Below are 21,491 nucleotides of genomic sequence, written 5' to 3'. Positions count from 1 at the left end.
TAATTATCGCTTATATCTTATAGACAATTAAGTAAATGGTATAGGGGTAGAGAAATCGAATTATTTTATAAAATACAAAACAATGTAGAAGAACAGGCCCAGCCTAAATCTTAAAACCTTAAGGGCATTTTTAACATGGCTCCTTACAGATTGCTCTGTAATATTTAAGTCCTTTGCTATTTCAATATAAGTCAGGTGTTCAGATCTGCTCATTAAAAATACGCGCTTCATTTTTGGAGGCAGACACTCAATTTCTTTGGCAATGAGCGCTGAGAGCTGACGTGCCCGCACCAGATGATCCGTCTGGGACTCAAATTTTTCAGTTACAGCCAATGATATTTTGTACTTTTCCTGGAAACCAGTGCGTGAAATAAGGTTTAATATTTTATTTCTGGTGCAGGTAATTAAATAACTGGATAAACTGGTGTGAATATTAATAGATTGGGCGCCAGACCATAAGTCTACAAAAATCTCTTGAACAACGTCTTCAGCTTCCTGTGTATTTTTGAGTCGTTTGCGGGCATGAACGTAAAGTATTCCAAAATACCGCTGATAAAGCTCAGCATAAGCACAACGGTTCCCGGACTTTAACAAGTCCAAAAGCTGAGTATCCGTAGCTGCGTTATATTTGGTCATTCGATAACGTTTTGTTGAATCGCAAATCAGGCTGAGTATTCACCGTAATCAAATGTAACAATATCATAACAACCCCGCAACCTTATCTGTCTGTAATGGCATTACTGTTCGCATCGATACGGGTTTTCAATTTTACGTCTGTGTATTTAACTCGTGTAACATTAAAAAAGGAAGGCCAGTCACTTTCAACCAAAAGCGTTTCTCAACGAAAAGACCGGCCTTATATCCTTTTTAAGCGTCAGTTTTAATTAGCCGCTAACATACCCACAAAGATATATTATGATTAATATAAACCGTCACCTACTATCCCATCAAAACATCATACTGAATTTCGCTGTGTAACTTTGAAAGGTATAGATACATGAGATTTACATCCACTCATGATCATATCTGCCGCTGTCTCTCCCATCATCATAAAATCAGTTGAAATTGTAGTTATACCATTAAGAATTATTTTTTTTATAGGCGTTTCATTGTATGAGATAATACCTACGTTTTGGCCAAGCACCAGGTTGGTGGAGATGAGCTGTTCGATAAGTTCTATAAGATCATCCTCTCTCAAATTAATATATACGGTACCCTCCATCATCACCTCATTTTTTAAATTGGAGAGAATTTCATAATCGAAGGAATGGTGTACACAAAAATTTATAAAACCTTCCAAAATATTTTTAGAATAATAGCTGTTTGCAGGAAATATGATTTTTATGGTTTTATAATTATTGAGCCTATCTTTAAGTTCTACCAATGCACCATAAATATCTTTTTGGAAATCTTCATAAACGGCACAAAAATCACCGTTGACTTCCTTAATCAATTTGTCAACGAGAACAAGTTTATCTTTGTTTATGGTTTCTATAAGTTTATAGGTGCTTTCCTCTTCATCAAAAAAGTGCGGTATGATAACAACCTTGTCATATGAGTCGGCTTTAGATTCAATAATTTTTCTGAAGACATTAATTTCATTGTTATAAATGTAAAAATCAATCACCCCGAATTCTCCCAGCCTGGCGACCAAAGCATCGTAAATGATTTTTTTATGGTTACTTAATTTGTTAAATAGCAACAAGACTTTTATCGGATGGGTAAAGTCAACCTTACAGATATAATAACCTTTGCCGGGAACGGAGTCGACTACACCGAAATTCTTTAGCTGACGGTATGCCCGCTCCACGGTGTTTCTGGCAACATCTAGGGCAATGCTAAGATCATTAATAGATGGGAGTACATCATCAACCTCTAACTGATTGCTTTCTACAGCAGCCAGAAAAGCATTGTATATCTGCAGGTATTTCGGGGTAATGGATTCCTCGTTAAGCTTTATAAATTTTAAATAATTCTTCATTATCATTTGTTGACGCCTGTATCCAGAACTCTCCTGAAACTGACTTTGAATTTATACTTGGTTTTATAAGTGACAAATGAAAAAGCCTTATGGGGGTAAGAGATTTCAAAATTTTCTTCGGGGAAAATTATCCGATTTTTTTTTGACTGAGCCAGGTCTCTACAGGTAAGAAATACTATATCTATGGAGCAATCAATTCAGCAGCTTGTTAATATAAAACGTTTTAGACAAGCACAATCGACAATATCTATCAGACAGTTGAGGATGGAAGTTTAATTCAATCGCTGGATATTGGCCTCAATAAAAATAACCAAATATTAACTATATGAATACACTAACTAAAATGCCGAAGGCATTGTATGGAAACGCATTTTCTTTTTTATGCAATTCAAGCAGTAATGTTGAACCCATTTTAACGCCTTTTAAGCATAATATCCATAATAAACTAATTGAAACATAACCGATCGCCCACGCTCGAATTCCAGTTTACACTACCGAACAACCGCTAACAAAAGAATAGCCCAATAACCGCCAGAGTTTAATAATACCAAACCATAAACAATTACTATGATTAAAAATAATTACAGAAAACCATTTCGATGAGCATGGACAGAAAAGCGTAGCCGAGGCTGGGGTTTTAATCTCACACGTCTGCAAAAAAGTAAAAGGCCGTGTCTGGCCCAAACTGAGATCAATAAACCTAATTTATCGTTTTTTAAAAGAAATTATGCAATCTAAATTTTTTACAAATCGCCTGTTTTTCATCTTTCGGGATGAATCAAGGCTAAAATTGCTGTTTACGCTTTCGCTATGTGTGGCGATGCTCATACTTTCACCTTTAGCCAAGGCTTCAAACTTGGCAAGAGTGCTAACAGACTCCAAGCCTTTAACCCTCCATAAAAAGTCCGGTAGTTTAAAAAACTTTGCCCAAATAACGGGAAAGGTAACTGATACACTTGGAAAGCCAATCCCAGGGGTTTCGGTGCTTGTTAAAGGGACTAAAAAAGGAACAACAACAGATACTAATGGAGAATTCAGGCTTGAGGCTACCTCAGGTGACATACTGGTTTTCCGGATGACCGGCTTTACAACAACCGAACTCAGGTTAGGAACGCCAATCCGCTATGAAGTTTCTTTAAAGGAAGAGACTTCTGATTTAAACGAAGTTGTTGTTGTTGCGTTCGGAGCACAGAAAAAAGTCACATCAATTGGTGCCCAGAGTACAGTGAAGGTAGATGATCTTAAGCAGCCGGTAGCCAATATTTCTAATTTGGTTGCAGGTCGCGTAGCAGGAATTGTTGGCGTTCAGCGCAGTGGAGAACCTGGTTATGATAATTCCGAGATTTACATCAGGGGTATCTCGACATTTACAAGCAGTTCTCCCTTAATACTGGTAGACGGGGTTGAACGTTCCTTCAATAACATTGATCCGGAAGATATTGCCAGTTTCAGCGTACTCAAAGATGCATCTGCTACCGCACTTTATGGGGTAAGAGGTGCGAATGGGGTGATCATTATCCAGACTAAGAAAGGACGTGTTGGCCAGGCGACTATAAATGCGCAGTACGATCAGGGTTTGACACAGTTTACCAAACTACCTGAATTTGCTGACGGGGTAACTTACATGGAAATCGCAAATGAAGGCTACCGAAACAGCTTCCCCAATGATCCCAACCCAAGATATTCTGCTGCCCGCATTGCCGCCACCCGCGACCAGACAGATCCGGATTTGTATCCGAACGTGAACTGGTTTGATGCAATTCTTAAGAATACCGGTAATAACCGCAGGTTAAGGGTAAATGCTAATGGCGGTTCTGAAAAGGCTAAATATTATCTATCTGTTGGTTACTATGATGAAACCGGCATGTTCAAAACCGATGAATTGGCAAATTACAACTCATCGATAAAATTCAGCCGCTTTAATTTCACTTCCAATCTTACGCTAGACATTACCAAAACGACTAAAGTCGATTTTGGCGTATCCGGATGGTTAAGTAATGGAAACTATCCGGGATCAGGTACTGGGAATATCTTTAACGCAGCTTATGTATTAACGCCTGTTACCATCCCTATTCAATATTCTAATGGATTAGCCTCCAAAATCCGTACTGCTGATGTAAGTAATCCATACACCATACTTACTCAGTCTGGCTATGCAACTGAATTCCGTGGACAATTATGGAGTAACCTAAGGGTTACCCAGGATTTATCGTTCCTAACAGATGGACTTTCTGTTACTGGCATGTTTTCTTATGACAACTACAATAACCACAAAATTTCAAGATCAAAAACCGTCGATGGCTTTTTGGCAACCGGCAGGGATGCGAATGGTAATCTTTTATTTGATCAAACCCAGATTGGCACCAACTATCTCGGATATGGCAGGGAAAATGGCGGTAGCCGACAGTTCTATATGGAAGGCGCCATCAACTACACCAAAAAAATTAAAGCGCATGATTTTGGTGCCATGGTGCTTTACAATCAATCTGACCGGGTGGAGGCCTTCGCTGGCGACTTCATCACCTCTATTCCATACCGTTATATGGGTCTTGCAGGTAGATTAACTTATGCCTACGACAATAAATACCTTGCTGAGGTCAATTTTGGTTATAACGGGTCTGAAACATTTGCACCTGAAAAAAGGTTCGGATTTTTCCCATCCTTCGGGTTAGGCTGGGTTGTTTCGCAGGAAAAGTTTTATGAACCCATCAAAGACGTTTTATCTTTCATGAAATTCCGCTTCTCTTATGGTACGGTTGGTAACAGTAACATTGGAGGCCGCCGCTTTGCCTATATCAGTACCATTACCAATCAGGGAGGATACTCGTATGGGCAAAACAACACCAATAATAACATTGACGGATTAAATTTTGGAGATTATGCAGTAGACGTTTCCTGGGAGCGGGCAACTAAATACAATTTAGGTATTGAGCTAAAGGCATTTAAAGACGAACTTTCAATTGTTGCAGACTTATTCCGCGAGAAGAGGGACGGAATTTTCAGGCAGCGTGGGGATGTCCCATTAACAGTTGGGGTTCCCAATCTGCCTTATGCAAATTTGGGCAAGGTTAACAATACCGGTATCGATGCAACGGTAGATTACCAGAAGCGATTAGGTGATTTTACCCTTGGCATAAGGGGAAACATCAACTGGAACAGGGCTATCGTTATCGATGATGCAAATGCACCATGGCCTTATCCATGGCAACAGCGAATCGGGCGCAAGTTAGGCCAACGATTTGGTTATATAGATGAAGGTTTGTTTAAATCTGATGAAGATGTTGCTAACAGTCCTTATCAAACAGGCATTAACAAGGCTGGAGATATTAAGTACAAAGATTTAAATGGCGATGGGAAAATTGATTCTTACGATCAGGCACCTATTGGTTATGGAAGTATTCCTGAAATCGTATACGGCTTTGGACCTACTTTTAAATGGAAGAACTGGTCTTTAGCTGGATGGTTCAAGGGCATCAGTAATGTTGATATTTTTCTCAATGGTGATGGTTTCCAGCCATTCAGGCTTGGGGGCGAACGCGGAAATTTATTCAGTGCCATCACCAACCGCTGGACACCACAAAACAATGCCTCTAACCCACTCTACCCAAGAATTACATATGGAAATGATAACATGAATTACGAAACGAGTTCATGGTGGACTAAAAACGGCTCCTTTTTACGTTTGCAAACGGTAGAACTGAATTACAATTTCGCAAACAAAAAATGGTTGAAAAAAATTGGAGCATCAAACCTGAACATTTATTTCATTGGCTACAACTTGTTAACTACAAGTGAATTCAAACTATGGGATGTTGAGCTGGGTGACGGAAGGGGTTCGCAATATCCATTGCTAAAAACCTACAATATGGGTTTAAGGTGTAATTTTTAATAAGTTGATTTAAGGACATAAAGATGAAGAAACAATTGAAATTTATCATTGTACTACTGGCAGGTTGCGGTACGATGCTGACGGGCTGTAAAAAATTCCTGGATCAGGTGCCTAACGATAGAATAACCATTGAAGAGGTATTTCGCAAAAAAGCATCTTCAGAAGCATTTTTAGCCAATGTGTATAGTTTTGTACCAGATGAATCCAATGCGATAGATGGCTATCCGATGGTTGGATGTGCAGACGAGGCTGATTTAACCTGGGCAGGTGGTCCAAATTATCCGGTTAACATTGGAAATCTAAACCCTTCAAACGTTATTTTCGACCGCTGGGGTAATTATTACCAGGGTATTCGTTCTGCAACCTATTTCATGCAGCACATTAATGAAAATATTGAGATCCGTTCATTGAATGGACAGCAACTTATTGACCAGTATCAGGCTGAAGCCCGTTTTTTAAGGGCATACTTTTATTTCCTGTTGATGCGTCAGTATGGCCCGGTTGTGTTAATGGGTGAAGAAGCAACGCCTCCTGACGCTGTAGCTGCAGATATGCAAATACCGAGGAGTAAATTTGATGATTGCGTGAGTTATGTGGCAAGTGAGTTAGATAAAGCTGCAGCTGTTTTGCCTTTGCAACCTCAACGTAACGGGCAAACGAGTGACGCTGAATTCGGCCGCATTACCAAAGGTATAGCACTTGCTGTAAAATCCAGATTATTATTATATGCTGCCAGTCCCCAGTACAATGGAAACACTGAAGTTAGTTCCTTTGTGAGTAAAGATGGGACACCATTAATTTCACAAACTTATGATGCTCTGAAATGGAAGCGGGCCGCAGATGCAGCTAAGGCCGTTATCGACCTGAATATTTATCGTCTCTATAAGGATGCTTCAGGAGATCCGGTAAAATCACTGGATGGTTTGTTTTTTAACAGCTGGAATTCAGAGCAGATATTTGTAAGAAAATCGAACGATCTGGCTCGTTGGGATGTGCACGCGACACCTAGACAGGCGGGTGGATGGTGTGGATTGGCCCCTACCCAGGAAATAGTTGATTCCTATTTCATGTCAGATGGCCTCATACCTGCTGAATCATCGCTGTATTCAGAGGCAGGTTTTACCAATGTTTCTGGTGTACAAGTATCTAATATGTACCTTAATCGCGAGCCAAGATTTTATCATGGGGTAACATACAATAACAGTATATGGCAAGGAGGCACCATGTCTGCTCCGGCACCAATAAGTTTCTTTTTATCGAGTGTTAATGGAAGAAACGGACATCCAACAGACTTTTCGAAAACCGGCTATCTGATACGCAAGAATGTTGGGCGGCAAACCAATGTTGGCGCTGGCGGAAACGGACAGGTACAATCCAGAACGCTTATTCTTTTTCGCCTTGGAGAGATCTACCTTAATTATGCCGAAGCCTTGAATGAGTACCAGCCTGGCGCCCCAGATATACTCAACTATCTTAATGCAATCAGAGAGCGGGCAGGTATCCCAACCTATGGCGGAGGTACGGGACAAGTTGCCATCCCGGCTGGTCAGGCTGCAATGCGCAGTAAGATCTGGGCTGAACGCCGTATTGAGCTGGCTTACGAGGGGCATCGTTTTTACGACATCAGACGCTGGAAAATTGCGCCACAGGTAATGGGTACCATGCATGGGATGGATATTAGTAAGGATGGTAATGATTTTTATAAAAGAGTACCTACAGCGACCCCTCACCTTTTCCGCCAATCTTATTATTGGTGGCCAATAACGCAGTATGAATTAGATAGAAACCGTTCAATTGTTCAAAATCCATTCTGGTAAATAAAAAATTATGAAAAAGAAGTCAATTATAAAAATATTGATGCTGAGTGGCGCAATATTGATGGCCAGTTCCTGTAAAGAGACCGTTATGTTGCCCGAGCAGGATGAAGCCAGTTACAATCAGGTTTACATGCCTCAATCTGTAAACGGCACTGTGAGCAAAACATTAGAAGTTAAAGATGTTGACCAGTCGTTCGTTTATGGTGCAAATTTCGGAGGTATGGGTTATCCGGATAATGACATTCGGGTTCGGTTTAGCGTAGATAATGCTTTGGTAAACACCTACAATACATTAAACAATACAAATTATGAGCCCCTTCCTGATGGTGCTTATCAGTTAAGTACCACAGAATCTGTTATACCTAAAGGAAGCCTGTCCACTTCGCCATTTAAAATTTCGGTAAAAACGACGGGTAGTAATGCAATAAAAATGTTCAGAAATTACCTGCTACCTGTAAGTGTATCTTCTGATTTCAAAATTAATGAGAAACTTAAAACCACTTACTTTTTAATCAGCTCACAGCCTAATCAGGCCGATTATCCGGATTACGACCGTTCTGCGTGGAAAGTTGTGGATTTTTCCTCTCAGGAGGCGAACGGCGAAGGTGCAAATAACGGAAGGGCAATATTTGTACTGGATAGTAATATCCAGAGCTTTTGGCATTCGCAATGGCAGGGTGCCAGCCCGGGACCACCCCATTACATTACAATAGATATGGGTAAGGTACTCACCCTGCACGGGGTAAATTTCACTGCGAGGCAGGTTGACGGTGCCGGCGGTAAACCTCAGGACGTTCGTATAGAAACCAGTATGGACAATATTAACTGGAAGCCGGCAGCACAGTTTACGCTCAATGCTGTTAGAAATCAGCAAAAAAAATGGTTAACTGATTTCGTTGATGCCCGTTATGTAAAATTCGTTATCTTATCCAGTTATAGCTCATCGAGTGTACACCTTGCCGAATTTGGTGCATATTAATTTAATGCCCTGCAGAACTGGCTTCTGCAGGGTTTTACCAATATTTTATTTATGAAAAGATCATATATTTTTATTTACCTTTTTTTGGTATCCTTAACCAATATTAGCTTCTCTTTTGCGCAGCAGCTAAAACAAGAGCAAGCAAAAAGCCCAAGGATCATCAACATCGTTAATTTTATCAGGGCAATAGAACCTCGGGAACAAGAAGTAACACCTGACGTGCTCTATCAAACCGTTGTGGAGCAAATAAAGCTGATGACCAAAAACGACCTGGGTGGCACGTTTTTGTTACAGTATGATGCCCTTATTGATGAGCGTTATCAAAAACTACTTAAAGCGCTTCCAGAAGATAAATTTGAATTAGGTGCCTGGTGGGAACTTCCTAAACCCCTTATTGAAAAAGCAGGAATAAAGTGGCGTGGAAAATATGCCTGGGACTGGCATTCAGACATTGGTTTTTCTGTAGGTTATACACCAGCTGAAAGGGAAAAGATAATTGATGTTTATTTTAATGATTTCAAACAAATATTTGGTCACTATCCCAGGTCTGTTGCAGCCTGGGTTATCGATGCCCATTCCCTGAATTACATGTATAATAAATATAAAATTGTTGCCACCGCAAACTGTAAAGATCAGATTGGAACAGATGGTTTTACCTTGTGGGGCGGTTATTGGAACCAGGCTTATTATCCAAGCAAAATCAACGCTTACATGCCGGCCCAACATGCTTCAGCTCAAATCCCGGTACCCGTATTTCGCATGCTTGGAAGTGACCCCATCAGGCAATATGCCAACGGAAGTGCTGTTGTTACTTTAGAACCCGTATATCCCGAGGCAGGTGGCAATAAAAACTGGATCAACTGGTTTTTTGAAACCTTTACTAAAGATTCTGCATTGGGCTTTAATTATACACAGGCCGGACAGGAAAATTCATTTACCTGGTCTAACATGAAAAAAGGGCTTGAAATACAAATGCCAATAATTGCCCGTTTAAGAGATGAAGGGAAGGTTAGGGTTGAAACGATGGAGCAGTCTGGAAAATGGTTTTCCAAAACTTACAAAGTTACGCCGGCAACCACCTTTACGGTAGAAAAGGATCTGGGTAATAGTGATAAAAAAACAATCTGGTACAATAGTAGATTCTATAGGATGAATATCTTGTGGGAGAAAAGTACTTTGCGCATCGCCGACATCCACCTATTCAATGAAAAGATCCCTGACCGATACTTAAATTCAGTGACAACCATCAACAAAAGTTTTTTCTACACCCTGCCTGTAATAGACGGCTCTCAGTGGGGAAAGGATGGAAATCCTGCCGGTCTACGTTTGATGGTAAATGAAAACGGAAAAGCCACGCCTGTCACAGGTGGACAACCGACTTTTGAAAATATAGGTCGATATTCAACAAAGATCACATGGCCAACTGAACATGGTAAGTTTGTATTAAATTTAACAGAGCAGACGATGTCAATAAAACTTCTTAATAACCCGTCAAAAAAATGGTATATGGAATTAAATGTTCACTATCCGGAGAAGCTGCCATTGAAAAAAATTCAACCAAAAGCTTTAGCTTTCGACTTCGACAACCATTCATACACTTTAAATGCCATTAAGGGTTTCTTTGCAGAAAGAGATAACGGTGTTGGTTTTAAAGTTATGCCTCAAAAAGGAACACTTTCATTCTTATTGGTGGATAAATAAGTTAAAACCGCAGTAGATCAAACTTATAATTGATAACCAGCGAAGGAGATGTTAGTTTAGTTTGCCTTTAGATAGAAGCAAAATTTACAGGAAGATTCCTTCGCTGCATATCGGGATGATACGATGGAATTGTCATTCTGAGAAATGTTTATGGTATAAAACATTATAAATAACTCATGTATAAGAGCGTTTAACGGCCCCGAAGTATCGTCCTTTCGAGCGCTGTAGTGAATCTGAAGGCACCGCGAGGTAAAAGCTCTTAAACCAGATTCAATAACGCAGTTCAAAGCGCTATCCATTTTGCTGCGCTACAGTCGAGATGAGGATTTTTTTAGAATCTATCAATGGTCCGGTATCGCAATATCTTTAAGATTAATTGTAATCCGATGTTTAATAAAAAAAACCACCTATAATTTCCGCTATAGATGGTTGACTTGAATTAAAACTAAGTTATTTGGTTAGCGCTATTGTCTTATCCTGTTCTGCTTCTATCAGTTGGCTGTAAAACTTCCAGTCGATACTGGGGTTTTTCATGGCTGCAACTGATATCGTTTTCATTTTATCATTCTGATTTGCAGTATACATTTTCTTTAAATCCCTCAAGGTTGTTTTGATTCCGCGCAGAATTGCAAAAAACCTGCGATCATAGAAAACGATGTTATTTTTGTTTCTTTTGCTAGACTTATATTCATCATTGGAAGCATCGCTATAGGCTTTCTGGAGTTTATCCAGAACTTTTAATCTTTCGCTGATATTTTTCAATGACTCTTCAGACAGATCCATGTCCTTAATGCCAATAATTTCTTTTTGGTCAGTTAAAACCGTAACACCGTCAATCTCTATTTCGTTTTTACCATCTCTGGAAAACAAATAAACCGAAGCCGGTAAATCATCGATATCAACCGAATCCAATTTTATTAAATTTTTGTTGAAGTTTGTACGGGCAGCAGATAATAAGTCGGCAGACAGCGGTTTAACAATTTGGGCTTTAGCACTGGTTATTAAGGTTGATAACACTATGATTTTTAGAGCGTTGTTCATGAAAACAAAGATACTCTTAATTATTTTTTAAAGTTTACTTAACAAAAATTGAGTCTTTGATATTTATCAACAAAGTGCTTTTAAATGGCCGTTAAGCATTTTTTGGAGCACAAAAAAAATGCAAATATCAATTATATGTGTATTATTTATACTGCTTTTTATATAATTTTTGAAAGCATAAACATGCGCTCACCTTGATTTTTGATTCGATCTTTGAAACCATAACACTTCAGCTCAAGCGACACTAATCACGTATCGACCAGGTTAATCAACATGAAATATTGCTGAACTATTAACTTCGTAGCAAAAGATTATTCGCCACGTTTTTTGCGGTAGTTTTTGTAGAGCTTTACGGCAATCATTATCGCCATCGCCACGCCCATAATGCCGATTAAGCCATAAATCCAGTTGATAGCATTTTTAAGAATCACCACAAACACAATGGCAATCATAAAAATGGTGGCCAGTTCACGCCATAACCTTAATTGGAAACTGGTTAGCCTGTATTGATTGTTTTTAAGCTGTTTAACAATGTTCTGGCAAATAAAGTGATAGATAAGCAGGCCGATCACGAAGCCAAGCTTAACCCACATCCAATCGGCTTGAAGCAGCCCTGAATTTAAAGTTAACATCGATGCCCCAGCCAAAACAGAAATAATCATGGCTGGAGTAGCAATGATTTTCCATAAAGTAGCTTCCATTTTGACAAACTGTTTCTGGAGGATACTTTTTTCCGGCTCGGGTTTATCGTTTGCTTCTGTATGGTAGATAAAAAGACTTAGGATATAAAAGAGCCCAGCCATCCAGCTGATCACAAATACGATGTGAACAGCAAGGAAGTACTGGTAGTATGGCAGTAAGTTTTCTATCATTGTTTTATTTTATCCAAAATGTAAGTGTCTATCCAATTTGGGATGTTGGTAATCTTTAGATCCAATATCCCATCAGAAATTCCGCCAACATAATCATGTTTACTACCAGAATTATCCCAAAGAAAAGTTTGATCCGCCTTTTTAATCATGTCTATCAGTAAGTCCATTGTCAAAAAGTAGCGTTGCTCAATTTTACCACTATCAACTAAATGCCCTCCTTTTAAAACTCTGTCTTTTACACGCTCTACATTCATTTTAGGGGTTTGTGTACCAATAAAATAAAGATAAACCTTAAAATTATTGCGATGAGCCAAATCAATTAACTTCAATTTTGAGGGGTGTGAAAATACAGTTTCGAAACTAAATGATTTTTTATTTTTGATTAACTCATAACGGATAAAATCCGCAATAATAGCAAAGTGATAGGAGTTGTAAGGCGATGTATCTATTGAATTTTTGACTATAACATTTTCCCGTATAACGAGATTCCAACTTTTAATATCAAAACCCGCCTTTATAAAGAGACCATTTTGAAAACAGAACAATTCAAAATCATCATTTGTGACATCAATTTCAAAATCAGATAAGTTTATAAAGTTTTTATTTTTAAACTCCTCTTCCAATAGATCAGCATTAATGAAAATTCTTGTAGAAAAATAGCTTGACCTTATAGAATCGAACAATGTCGTTTTACCAGAACCGTTTGGACCTGCAAAAATCCTTAATCTAGGCTTCCGCGACATTAAAAAAGCTTAATTCTCTTTACAGAAACAGTTCTTTTTTTAAAATTACCATCAGCTATCTTAACAACATCTCCATTATTGAATGTACGGTATACCCCATCAGCCTTTACCTCGGTTCTGCCCAAATTTAAAGCATCAACAACTCTCAGCACATCGTCCATCTTCTTGTTAACTGCTCTAATTAGCTGTTTAATTGGCAATTTATCCTCGTCATCTAATGATCTAACAGTCATAATATTTGAGTTATAAAGCTAATATACGAAAACCAAACGATTTGATTAAAACCTAAACTCCTTTACTACGTCAATTGCATATTTTACGTTATCGAAAGGAATATCAGGCATAATACCATGACCTAAGTTAAAAATAAAACCTTCCGTACCGCGCATGCGCTCGAACAGTTTATGGATCTGCGCCTTGATTACTGATTTATCAGCATACAATATATGTGGATCCAAATTCCCCTGAACGGCAATTCCTGCTGGTAAAGCATTTTTAATATTCAATAAATCAGCATTCCAGTCAACCGAAATTACATCTGGTTTAGCTTCGGCCATAATCGGAGCAAAAACCGAACTTCCTTTACAGAAAGAAATTACCGGAATATCTTGTCTGTTCAGATTGGCAATAATTTCCTGAATATATCGGTGTGAAAACTCCTGATAATCGTTCCATGATAAAGCCAGTGCCCAGCTATCAAAAATCTGAACGGCATTAACACCGGCTGCAATCTGAAGATTCAGGTAATCGGCCGTTATTTTAGCAATTTTAGCCAAAAGTTTATGTGCCAGTTCTGGTTGGTTATGGATAAATAGTTTGGTTAATTTAAAATCTTTGGAAGAACCTCCCTCAATTAAATAACTCATTACCGTAAAAGGTGCACCGGCAAAGCCGATTAAAGGAATATTTCCAGCTAAACGTTGTTGGATTACCTTAATTGCATCGGCAACATACTGCAGTTTATCTAAACAATCAATATTTAGGTTTTCAACGTCCTGGGCCGTCCGAACAGGATTTGCAAACTTAGGACCAACACCTTGAGTAAAACTTAAATCGCCACCCATTGCCTCTCCGGTTACCAAAATATCAGAGAATAAAATAGCTGCATCGATATCCAATAAATCAACAGGTAACATTGTTACATCTGCTGCAATTTCGGGGGTTTTACACATCTCCAAAAAAGAGTATTTGTTTTTAATTTCCCAATATTGTGGCATAAAACGACCTGCCTGACGCATCATCCATACTGGTGGGCGTTCGGTTTGTTTTGAAAATGCTGCGTCTAAAAATAAATTATTCTTCATGATTTGTATTTGGTATCTCACTTATCGTCACCCTGAATCCATTTCAGGGCCCAACATATAAAAGATGCTGAATTGAATTCAGCATGACGATTTGCTAAGGGACGAAAAGTCTAAAATTAATTTTGCAAAGGTATAAATAAAAAAAAAACGAAGTACCTTTTTATCCCTAAACCGGTGCTTCGTTATTCAAAATGACAATATTAGTATTATAACTTACCTATTTCTTTTTCAATTTTAACAATAATATCCTTCGAACGTTGGGTTTCAGCAAGTTCTTTAGCCTTTTTGGTATAGGCTTCTGCTCTTTCCCGATCTTTTTTGCGCAATGCGAGATTAGCCAGGTGGATCAGTATGTACGATTTTTCATTCTTACCTCCTACCGGAAAACGGCTTGCCAGTTGAAAGTGATATTCGGCCTTATCAAAGTTTTCTTCCTTCAACGCCATATTGCCCTGCATAAATTCGTAGTAACCCCTGCGGCCTTTGGCCAAACGCTCAGGTTGTGTAACCTCGGCAAGCAAGGCTTTGGCCTTCCCAAAATCATTGTTTTTGAAATGTTTCGAAGCCATTAAAACCGAACCATGTTTAAAATGGCTCCAGATTACAAAACACATCAATAATGCCGAAAGCGCTGCCAACTGGTATTGATGGTAAAAAACACAAACCAATCCGGCAAGCAGGAAAACGGCCATTAAAGCATATCTGCCCTTATTATTGTACATTAATGACTATCGGTAAATTTGTAACCTACGCCACGAATGGAATGGAAATAAACCGGATTTTTCTGATCTGGCTCGAAATATTTACGGAACGTTAAAATAAAGTTGTCGATTGTTCGGGTTGATGGATAAACGTCATAATTCCAAACCGTTTCTAAAATCTGCTCTCTCGAAACCGCATCATTCTTACGTTCAATAAGCAATTTTAACAACATGGTTTCCTTCTTGGTTAAGGGTGTGATGGTACCATCATCATGTTTCAGCTCAAAAGAGTTAAAATAAATGGTTTTATCACCAATTTTGTAAGAATTCAATTCTTTTAGATCGTCAGATTTTAAACTGCGTTTAACCAGAATACCAACACGAAGAATCAATTCTTCCAGGTTGAATGGTTTAACCAAATAATCATCAGCACCTTTTTTCAAACCGAGAACACGGTCTTCAGAAGTGTTCTTCGCAGTTAAAAACATGATTGGAACTTCTGCATTCTCTAAACGTATGGTTTCACAAACCTGAAAACCATCCATTTCAGGTAACATTACATCTAAAACAATTAGATTAAAGCGTTCTTCTTTAAAAACTTTAAGAGCGGTTTTGCCATCTTTAACGGCGTGAACTTTATAACCCTCCAGTTCGAGGTTTAATTTGATAGCATCTAACAAGTGATCCTCGTCCTCTACCAATAGAATTCTTAATTTTTGTGACATAATTGAGATTAACTAACTAAATGTTACTTCAAAAATACTTCCATGAGGCTGATTGTCTTTTACTGTAATATCTGCATCATGGTATTGTAAAACCTCTTTCACAATAAACAAGCCTAAACCTGTTCCTTTCGCTTTTCTGACATTCTCGTTACCAACGCGGTAAAACTTATCAAATATCAACATTTTTTCGGCATCTGAAATACCCGGCCCTTTATCAATTACGCTAAACTGAATATGTCCATCCACTTTGTTTAAATGCACATTTATCTCATCGCAGGGACTTGAATATTTAACTGCATTCTCTATTAAATTGGTAACAACAGACGATAAGGCAAATTTGTCACCCATAAGCTGCAAATTTGGCTGAATATGGGCATTGATCAATTGTTCATTGCCACAGGAATGAACCTGAAGCCGATCAGTAATTTTATAAACCAGCTCTGAAAAATTAAACTCCTCTTTAGGAAAGGTATAAGATCGGTTTTCAATTTTAGTAGCCAGCAACATATTCTCGACCAGATCATCCAGACGCTCAATATCTTTTAAAGAATTGTTTAACAACGAAATTTGGCGCGCTTTATCCAAATCTCTTTTAACAATGGTTTGGATGGAAAGTTTTATAGCTGCTAATGGAGATTTCAACTCATGCGTAATCGACATTAAAAAATTTTGCTGTTGCTCGCGTAATTTATCCTCACGTTTTAACGATTGATGCAGAAAATAGCCACCGAAACCAAGCAAAAATAAAAATACCGAACCCTCCCCCATAATCATCGTCATGCGGCTGGGTTGCAAACGCACCACCAAGGTACCCCACGAAATGAGTTGAACCAGTGCATAAAGCAATAATGCGTAAAATATAATTATAGATTTCTTCATTCCCTTGGGTTGATTATATGGGTGATTTGATTACACCGATTAATTCTCTCCTTGGTTCGTATCCACACGAACCATCGCTCAATACTATATAAGGGGTTAAGAACTATTTCTTAAACACCAAATCCAATGCTTCAAAAATAGCTCTTTTTGCTTTCTCCAATTCAATCTTGGTATGAGCTGAAGATACAAAGCCAACTTCATACCCCGATGGACCTAAATAAATCCCTCTATTCAGCAACTCGCGGTGCATTATTTTAAACTTCTCCATGCTGCCGGCATCAATATCATCAGCCGACTGGATTTTATCCTTATCAGTAAAGGCAAACCAGAAGATAGAGCCAATGGTAAACACTTTAAACTTATAGTTACGTGCAGTTGCAAAACGCTGAATGCTCGCTACAAATTCTTGTGCTTTATTGTTTAAATCTTTATAAAAACCAGATTTATTTAACTCGGTTAAAGTAGCAATTCCCGCTGCCATGGCCACCGGATTACCTGATAAGGTTCCGGCCTGGTAAACGCCGCCATCAGGAGAAATGTGCGCCATGATTTCGGCACGGGCACCATACATACCAACAGGCAACCCACCGCCAATAATTTTACCATAAGTAACAATATCCGGTGTTATGCCGTAATGCGCTGCTGCACCTTCAAAACCAACCCTAAATCCGGTAATTACTTCGTCAAAAATTAGAAGTGAACCATTATCGGTACAGATTTTACGCAAGAAATGAATGTATTCTTCATCCTGCATAATTAAACCGTTGTTGGCAGGAATACCTTCTATAATTACGGCCGCAATCTGATCTTTAAACTGGGTAAATGCCTGCTCAATCGCCGCCCGATCATTTAATGGAACCACAATGGTTTCTTCGGCAAAAGACTTAGGCACTCCTGCAGAAGAAGTTTCACCAAAAGTAACCAGGCCTGAACCTGCTTTAACCAAAAGCGAATCGCTATGCCCGTGATAGCAGCCCTCAAACTTTAAAATCTTATCCCGATTGGTAAATCCGCGTGCCAAACGAATGGCTGACATTACGGCTTCGGTACCCGAACTGGTAAAACGGATTTTCTCTACAAAACGGTTGTTTTTAATAATCAATTCTGCCAGTTCATTTTCCAGGGCTGTTGGTGCGCCAAAGCTCATGCCACTTTGCATCACTTCGGCAACTTTCTCGCGGATTTTAGGATTATTATGTCCTAAAATTAGTGGTCCCCAGCTACCGCAGAAATCGATAAACTGATTACCATCGGCATCCCAGATATAACAGCCATCACCTTTTTCGATAAAAAGCGGCGTACCATAAACTGATTTAAAAGCCCTTACAGGCGAATTTACACCACCAGGGAAATACGTTTTCGATTTTTCATACAATTCAGCAGATTTTGCCCTCGAAATATCAGGTTTACTGCCTGTATTTACCGGAATATCGGCTTCATTGCCTGCAAACATTTTCTTTAATGAATCTAACATCTTTTAAAGGTTGAGGTTAGAAGGTAGAGGGTGTAAGGCTTAGGGCGCATAAACCCTCAATCCTTGAAAATCTCTATCTTATACCATGAATTATTAGGGTTAAAGACTAAAAGGCAGAAATTGAAAGATTTTGGACACATAAACCCTTAACCTTAAAACCTTCTGCCATTTACCTTAAAGCCAGTTGTTATTTAAAATATCTTTAATATGGTAAGTAGTAATAATACTTGCGCCTGCTCTGGCAAAGGCATGCATGGTTTCCATTACCACTTTCTGTTCGTCGATCCAACCACGCTCGGCCGCTGCTTTTACCATCGAATACTCGCCAGATACATTGTAAACTGCAATCGGCAAATCGGTATCCTGTTTTAGCCGTTGAATGATGTCAAGATAGGCCAGGCCCGGTTTTACCATTAAAACATCAGCTCCCTCCTGCTCGTCTAAAGCCGCCTCTCGTAAAGCCTCTAACGGATTTCTGAAATCCATCTGATAAGCTTTTCTATCTCCTTTGCCAGGTGCGCAATCAGCGGCCTCTCTGAAAGGACCATAATAGGCTGAAGCAAATTTTGTAGCGTGGCTCATAATAGCTGCATTCACAAAACCGTTTTCATCCAAAAGATTACGCATGGCTTCAATCCTACCGTCCATCATATCAGATGGCGCAAACATATCTGCACCTGCTTCAGCATGGGTTAATGCCATTTTTGCGATTACTTCAACTGTTTTATCGTTTTGAACGTAATCATTTTCTAAAATACCGCAGTGACCGTGGGTGGTATAAGAACATACGCACACATCAGTAATCACATATAAATCATCGGCGAATTGTTTTTTTAATTCGCGTACCGCTACCGGCACCAAGGAATGATCGTGGTAAGCCGATTTGGCATCTGCTGATTTTTCATCACCAACACCAAAAAGCATGATTTTATTGAGCCCCTTTTTCATTCCGGCTTCCACATCTTTTACCAGCGTATCAATAGAATAATGGTTTACACCAGGCATGGCATCAATGGCGTGGGTAACATTGCTGCCCGGCACCACAAAATAAGGGTACACAAACATATCCTTTGACAACCGTGTTTCGGCTACCATCTCTCTCACTAACGGGTTTTTCCGTAATCTGCGCGGACGATTTAACATTTGTTTATCTATGTATTTAGTATCAAGTATTTAGTATCGGATATCAAGATTGAAGTATCGAGTATCAAGATTGAAGTATCGGGTATCAAGATTACAGTATCGGGTATCAAGACTTAATTATCTTACACCCTAAACCTTCCTGCCTCTACCTCATCTCTATTCCAAACACCGCTTCTGCCAATCCAATTTCATCCGGAGAATATGGCAAAGCATATTTAACGCCCATTTCATCAAATTTCTTACCGGTAGAGTTTCCTATGGCAATTACCTGCTGACCGGGTTCCAATAAATTGTTTGCGAAATAGGCATCCACATTTGATGGACTGGTAAAAATAAGCACATCGGCATAACTCCGATCTATATCTTCTTCTATTACGGTTTCATAAATGGGCAGATCGATTACTTTAGCATCAGCAGGTAGCGATTTTTGAATAGATTGCAAAGAATCCTGTGCCCTAGGAAACAATATCTGCTGACCAGCAACCAGTTTGGCAAAATCTTCCGCAACCTCTGTAATATCACCACTCTCACCAACAAAATCAGCAATATGACCGAATTTACGTAAGGCGTCTTCCGAACCTCTGCCAACAACACCAAATTTGGTTTTCTTTGGCAATACAGGTTTCAGGTTGAAGAAATATTCAACACTATTGCGGCTGCTGAAGAAAACCCAATCTACGTGCTTCAAAATAAACTGATCTAAAACAGTTACGATCGGGAAGGTCCGGATTAGTGAGCGCCCCTCAATTTCGATATCGTTATTCTCTAACGCTCTACGGAAATAACTGTGTTCGCCGATTTCGCGAGAAATAAAAACCTTTGCTGGTTTCTTTCTGTCTTTATTAAACTTTTCAACAATTTTTTCAGCCAGACCTTCGGTACTTTCTGCACGTAAAAACAAGCGTTCGGGAAAATGGTCGGCAGTTTCGGCTTTTGAAGTCCAGATTTCGAATTTTCCGTTTTCCTTTTTGCAATAACAGCCTAACGGCATATGGCAGCCACCTTCAAAAAGGTTTAACACCTTACGTTCAACCGTTACGGTTTCAGCTGTTTCGGGATCATGTAATTTTTGAAGAGCATCAAAAAGTTCGGTATCATTTTCCCTGATTTGAATGGCCAAAGCACCTTGGGCAGGTGCTGGGATAAACTCAGTAGTTTCCAGTTCCTCTACATGTAGATCGGTCACATCAAGATTTAAACGTTTAACACCGGCTTTGGCAATCAAAATCGCATCATAATCTTCATCCCGGAGCTTTTGGATCCGGGTAGGTACATTTCCGCGTAAATCTTCAATTTCCAAATCAGGTCGAAGACCTAATAATTGTGCTTTGCGACGATTAGATGAAGTACCCACCATTGCCCCTTTTTTTAACGACAACTTTTGTGTAACGTCAACGCAGTCTTTTAAAATCAAAAGATATTCACTTGCTTCTTCACGTGGTGGTAAAGCAGCAATGGTTAATCCGGCAGGATGTGTAGTTGGTAAATCTTTAAGGCAATGTACAGCAAGGTCAATTGTTCCACCCAAAAGCTCTTCTTCCAGTTCTTTGGTAAAAAAGCCTTTGCCTTCCAGTTTATCTAATCTTAAGTTCAGGATTTTATCTCCCTGAGTTTTAATGATTTTGATTTCTGCATCAATTCCGATGGCTGCTAATTCATCTTTGATATGATTTGCCTGCCATAAAGCCAGATCGCTACCGCGTGTTCCAATGGTTAATTTCTTCACTATTAAGATTAAATGAATTACAAATTTAATTTAAATAGTGGTTTATACCATGAATTGTTTAAAAATGAGACAGTGAGGTTACAGAAAGGAGAATTTAAAGGATTTCTATGACATTAGGCTATTATCTGTTGTCATTCTGAGCGCAGCGAAGAATTTACCTAAAGAGATGTTTCCTTCCCATAGAAAAGATCCTTCATTTCGTTCAGGATGACACAAAAAAAGGATCCCATATTATCTATTGTCATTCTGAGGGATAATTTATGATATAAAAATCAATATGATTGACGTTTTTTCCTTCGCACAATTCTTGCCTCGGCTCACCGCCGCCGAAGGGCTCTTACTTTTTGGCATCAAAAAGTAACAAAAAATGCCGGCTGAAAATTTTTCTTTCAAAGCCAGTGTTATGGCTAGAACAGTGCAGTCCGAAAAATTTATTAGGCCGGTTTTAAGTAGAACGGTGATACGGTGCTATGGCCTAGCTATACGGAAATGCATGATGCTGCATTCTGCTCATTA

General features: G+C 39.0%; 17 protein-coding genes. 4 read left to right on the top strand and 13 right to left on the bottom strand.

From position 1 onward, the window contains the following. Positions 1 to 60: 60 nt before the first annotated feature. On the bottom strand, positions 61 to 636 hold the full coding sequence (locus BM107_RS06875; RefSeq protein ID WP_090981620.1) for an RNA polymerase sigma factor: 576 nt from the start codon (positions 634 to 636) through the stop codon (positions 61 to 63). Positions 637 to 955: 319 nt separating this feature from the next. Then, a complete protein-coding gene (locus BM107_RS06870; RefSeq protein WP_244278750.1) occupies positions 956 to 1,981 on the bottom strand; it encodes a GntR family transcriptional regulator in 1,026 nt (341 codons plus the stop codon). 865 nt (positions 1,982 to 2,846) lie between these two features. Here BM107_RS06870 and BM107_RS06865 point away from each other — a divergent pair. Genes BM107_RS06865 through BM107_RS06850 form a run of 4 tightly spaced genes read left to right on the top strand, consistent with a single transcriptional unit; the run spans position 2,847 to position 10,367 of the window. Further along, the gene (locus BM107_RS06865; RefSeq protein ID WP_208864346.1) at positions 2,847 to 5,870 is read left to right on the top strand and encodes a SusC/RagA family TonB-linked outer membrane protein; all 3,024 of its coding nucleotides are present in this window, start codon (positions 2,847 to 2,849) and stop codon (positions 5,868 to 5,870) included. Positions 5,871 to 5,893: 23 nt separating this feature from the next. Continuing rightward, positions 5,894 to 7,687 carry a RagB/SusD family nutrient uptake outer membrane protein gene (locus tag BM107_RS06860; RefSeq protein ID WP_090981614.1) on the top strand — a complete coding sequence of 598 codons (1,794 nt, stop codon included), beginning with the start codon at positions 5,894 to 5,896 and terminating at the stop codon, positions 7,685 to 7,687. A 10-nt stretch (positions 7,688 to 7,697) separates the two neighbouring features. After that, positions 7,698 to 8,666: a BT_3987 domain-containing protein gene (locus tag BM107_RS06855; RefSeq protein WP_090981611.1), complete on the top strand. Its 969-nt coding sequence runs from the start codon at positions 7,698 to 7,700 to the stop codon at positions 8,664 to 8,666. A 51-nt stretch (positions 8,667 to 8,717) separates the two neighbouring features. Further along, complete coding sequence (locus BM107_RS06850; RefSeq protein WP_090981609.1) at positions 8,718 to 10,367, top strand: hypothetical protein; 1,650 nt, start codon at positions 8,718 to 8,720, stop codon at positions 10,365 to 10,367. A 450-nt stretch (positions 10,368 to 10,817) separates the two neighbouring features. Here the strand turns inward: BM107_RS06850 and BM107_RS06845 are convergent, their stop codons facing one another. The 11 genes from BM107_RS06845 to hemC form a co-directional block, all read right to left on the bottom strand. Further along, the gene (locus BM107_RS06845; protein ID WP_090981607.1) at positions 10,818 to 11,408 is read right to left on the bottom strand and encodes a hypothetical protein; all 591 of its coding nucleotides are present in this window, start codon (positions 11,406 to 11,408) and stop codon (positions 10,818 to 10,820) included. A 311-nt stretch (positions 11,409 to 11,719) separates the two neighbouring features. Further along, positions 11,720 to 12,280, bottom strand: coding sequence for a CopD family protein (locus BM107_RS06840; RefSeq protein WP_090981605.1), 561 nt, complete (start codon positions 12,278 to 12,280; stop codon positions 11,720 to 11,722). Further along, positions 12,277 to 13,023: an ATPase gene (locus tag BM107_RS06835; RefSeq protein ID WP_090981603.1), complete on the bottom strand. Its 747-nt coding sequence runs from the start codon at positions 13,021 to 13,023 to the stop codon at positions 12,277 to 12,279. The genes BM107_RS06840 and BM107_RS06835 overlap by 4 nt, the downstream gene beginning before the upstream one ends. Beyond that, positions 13,023 to 13,256, bottom strand: coding sequence for a hypothetical protein (locus BM107_RS06830; RefSeq protein ID WP_090981602.1), 234 nt, complete (start codon positions 13,254 to 13,256; stop codon positions 13,023 to 13,025). Before BM107_RS06830 ends, BM107_RS06835 begins: the two co-directional genes overlap by 1 nt. Before the next feature lie 45 nt (positions 13,257 to 13,301). After that, entirely contained in the window at positions 13,302 to 14,327 is a 1,026-nt protein-coding gene (gene hemE / locus BM107_RS06825; RefSeq protein WP_090981600.1) for a uroporphyrinogen decarboxylase, read from the bottom strand. Positions 14,328 to 14,533: 206 nt separating this feature from the next. After that, entirely contained in the window at positions 14,534 to 15,049 is a 516-nt protein-coding gene (locus BM107_RS06820; RefSeq protein ID WP_090981599.1) for a hypothetical protein, read from the bottom strand. Then, positions 15,049 to 15,753 (bottom strand): response regulator transcription factor, encoded by a 705-nt coding sequence (locus BM107_RS06815; protein WP_039477978.1) that lies wholly within the window; start codon positions 15,751 to 15,753, stop codon positions 15,049 to 15,051. Before BM107_RS06815 ends, BM107_RS06820 begins: the two co-directional genes overlap by 1 nt. A gap of 12 nt (positions 15,754 to 15,765) precedes the next feature. Further along, the gene (locus tag BM107_RS06810; protein ID WP_090981597.1) at positions 15,766 to 16,632 is read right to left on the bottom strand and encodes a sensor histidine kinase; all 867 of its coding nucleotides are present in this window, start codon (positions 16,630 to 16,632) and stop codon (positions 15,766 to 15,768) included. 103 nt (positions 16,633 to 16,735) lie between these two features. Further along, the gene (gene hemL / locus BM107_RS06805; RefSeq protein WP_090981596.1) at positions 16,736 to 18,106 is read right to left on the bottom strand and encodes a glutamate-1-semialdehyde 2,1-aminomutase; all 1,371 of its coding nucleotides are present in this window, start codon (positions 18,104 to 18,106) and stop codon (positions 16,736 to 16,738) included. Positions 18,107 to 18,280: 174 nt separating this feature from the next. Further along, positions 18,281 to 19,249, bottom strand: a complete 969-nt coding sequence (gene hemB / locus BM107_RS06800; RefSeq protein WP_090981593.1) for a porphobilinogen synthase — start codon at positions 19,247 to 19,249, stop codon at positions 18,281 to 18,283. Positions 19,250 to 19,394: 145 nt separating this feature from the next. Beyond that, entirely contained in the window at positions 19,395 to 20,975 is a 1,581-nt protein-coding gene (gene hemC / locus BM107_RS06795; RefSeq protein ID WP_186462453.1) for a hydroxymethylbilane synthase, read from the bottom strand. Positions 20,976 to 21,491 lie beyond the last annotated feature (516 nt).

Origin of the sequence: Pedobacter suwonensis, from assembly GCF_900111825.1 — a bacterium.
Classification (GTDB): domain Bacteria; phylum Bacteroidota; class Bacteroidia; order Sphingobacteriales; family Sphingobacteriaceae; genus Pedobacter; species Pedobacter suwonensis.
The sequence above is the reverse complement of the archived record's forward strand: the minus strand, read 5'-3'. Positions and strand labels throughout refer to the sequence as shown.

What these genes read in the sequence shown, in the direction of transcription:
- BM107_RS06860 (WP_090981614.1), top strand. Translation starts at nt 5,894, where the DNA reads ATGAAGAAACAATTGAAATTTATCATTGTACTACTGGCAGGTTGCGGT.
- BM107_RS06875 (WP_090981620.1), bottom strand. Translation starts at nt 636, where the DNA reads ATGACCAAATATAACGCAGCTACGGATACTCAGCTTTTGGACTTGTTA.
- hemB (WP_090981593.1), bottom strand. Translation starts at nt 19,249, where the DNA reads ATGTTAAATCGTCCGCGCAGATTACGGAAAAACCCGTTAGTGAGAGAG.
- BM107_RS06830 (WP_090981602.1), bottom strand. Translation starts at nt 13,256, where the DNA reads ATGACTGTTAGATCATTAGATGACGAGGATAAATTGCCAATTAAACAG.
- BM107_RS06845 (WP_090981607.1), bottom strand. Translation starts at nt 11,408, where the DNA reads ATGAACAACGCTCTAAAAATCATAGTGTTATCAACCTTAATAACCAGT.
- BM107_RS06820 (WP_090981599.1), bottom strand. Translation starts at nt 15,049, where the DNA reads ATGTACAATAATAAGGGCAGATATGCTTTAATGGCCGTTTTCCTGCTT.
- BM107_RS06855 (WP_090981611.1), top strand. Translation starts at nt 7,698, where the DNA reads ATGAAAAAGAAGTCAATTATAAAAATATTGATGCTGAGTGGCGCAATA.
- BM107_RS06850 (WP_090981609.1), top strand. Translation starts at nt 8,718, where the DNA reads ATGAAAAGATCATATATTTTTATTTACCTTTTTTTGGTATCCTTAACC.
- BM107_RS06835 (WP_090981603.1), bottom strand. Translation starts at nt 13,023, where the DNA reads ATGTCGCGGAAGCCTAGATTAAGGATTTTTGCAGGTCCAAACGGTTCT.
- BM107_RS06810 (WP_090981597.1), bottom strand. Translation starts at nt 16,632, where the DNA reads ATGAAGAAATCTATAATTATATTTTACGCATTATTGCTTTATGCACTG.
- BM107_RS06840 (WP_090981605.1), bottom strand. Translation starts at nt 12,280, where the DNA reads ATGATAGAAAACTTACTGCCATACTACCAGTACTTCCTTGCTGTTCAC.
- hemL (WP_090981596.1), bottom strand. Translation starts at nt 18,106, where the DNA reads ATGTTAGATTCATTAAAGAAAATGTTTGCAGGCAATGAAGCCGATATT.
- BM107_RS06870 (WP_244278750.1), bottom strand. Translation starts at nt 1,981, where the DNA reads ATGAAGAATTATTTAAAATTTATAAAGCTTAACGAGGAATCCATTACC.
- hemE (WP_090981600.1), bottom strand. Translation starts at nt 14,327, where the DNA reads ATGAAGAATAATTTATTTTTAGACGCAGCATTTTCAAAACAAACCGAA.
- BM107_RS06815 (WP_039477978.1), bottom strand. Translation starts at nt 15,753, where the DNA reads ATGTCACAAAAATTAAGAATTCTATTGGTAGAGGACGAGGATCACTTG.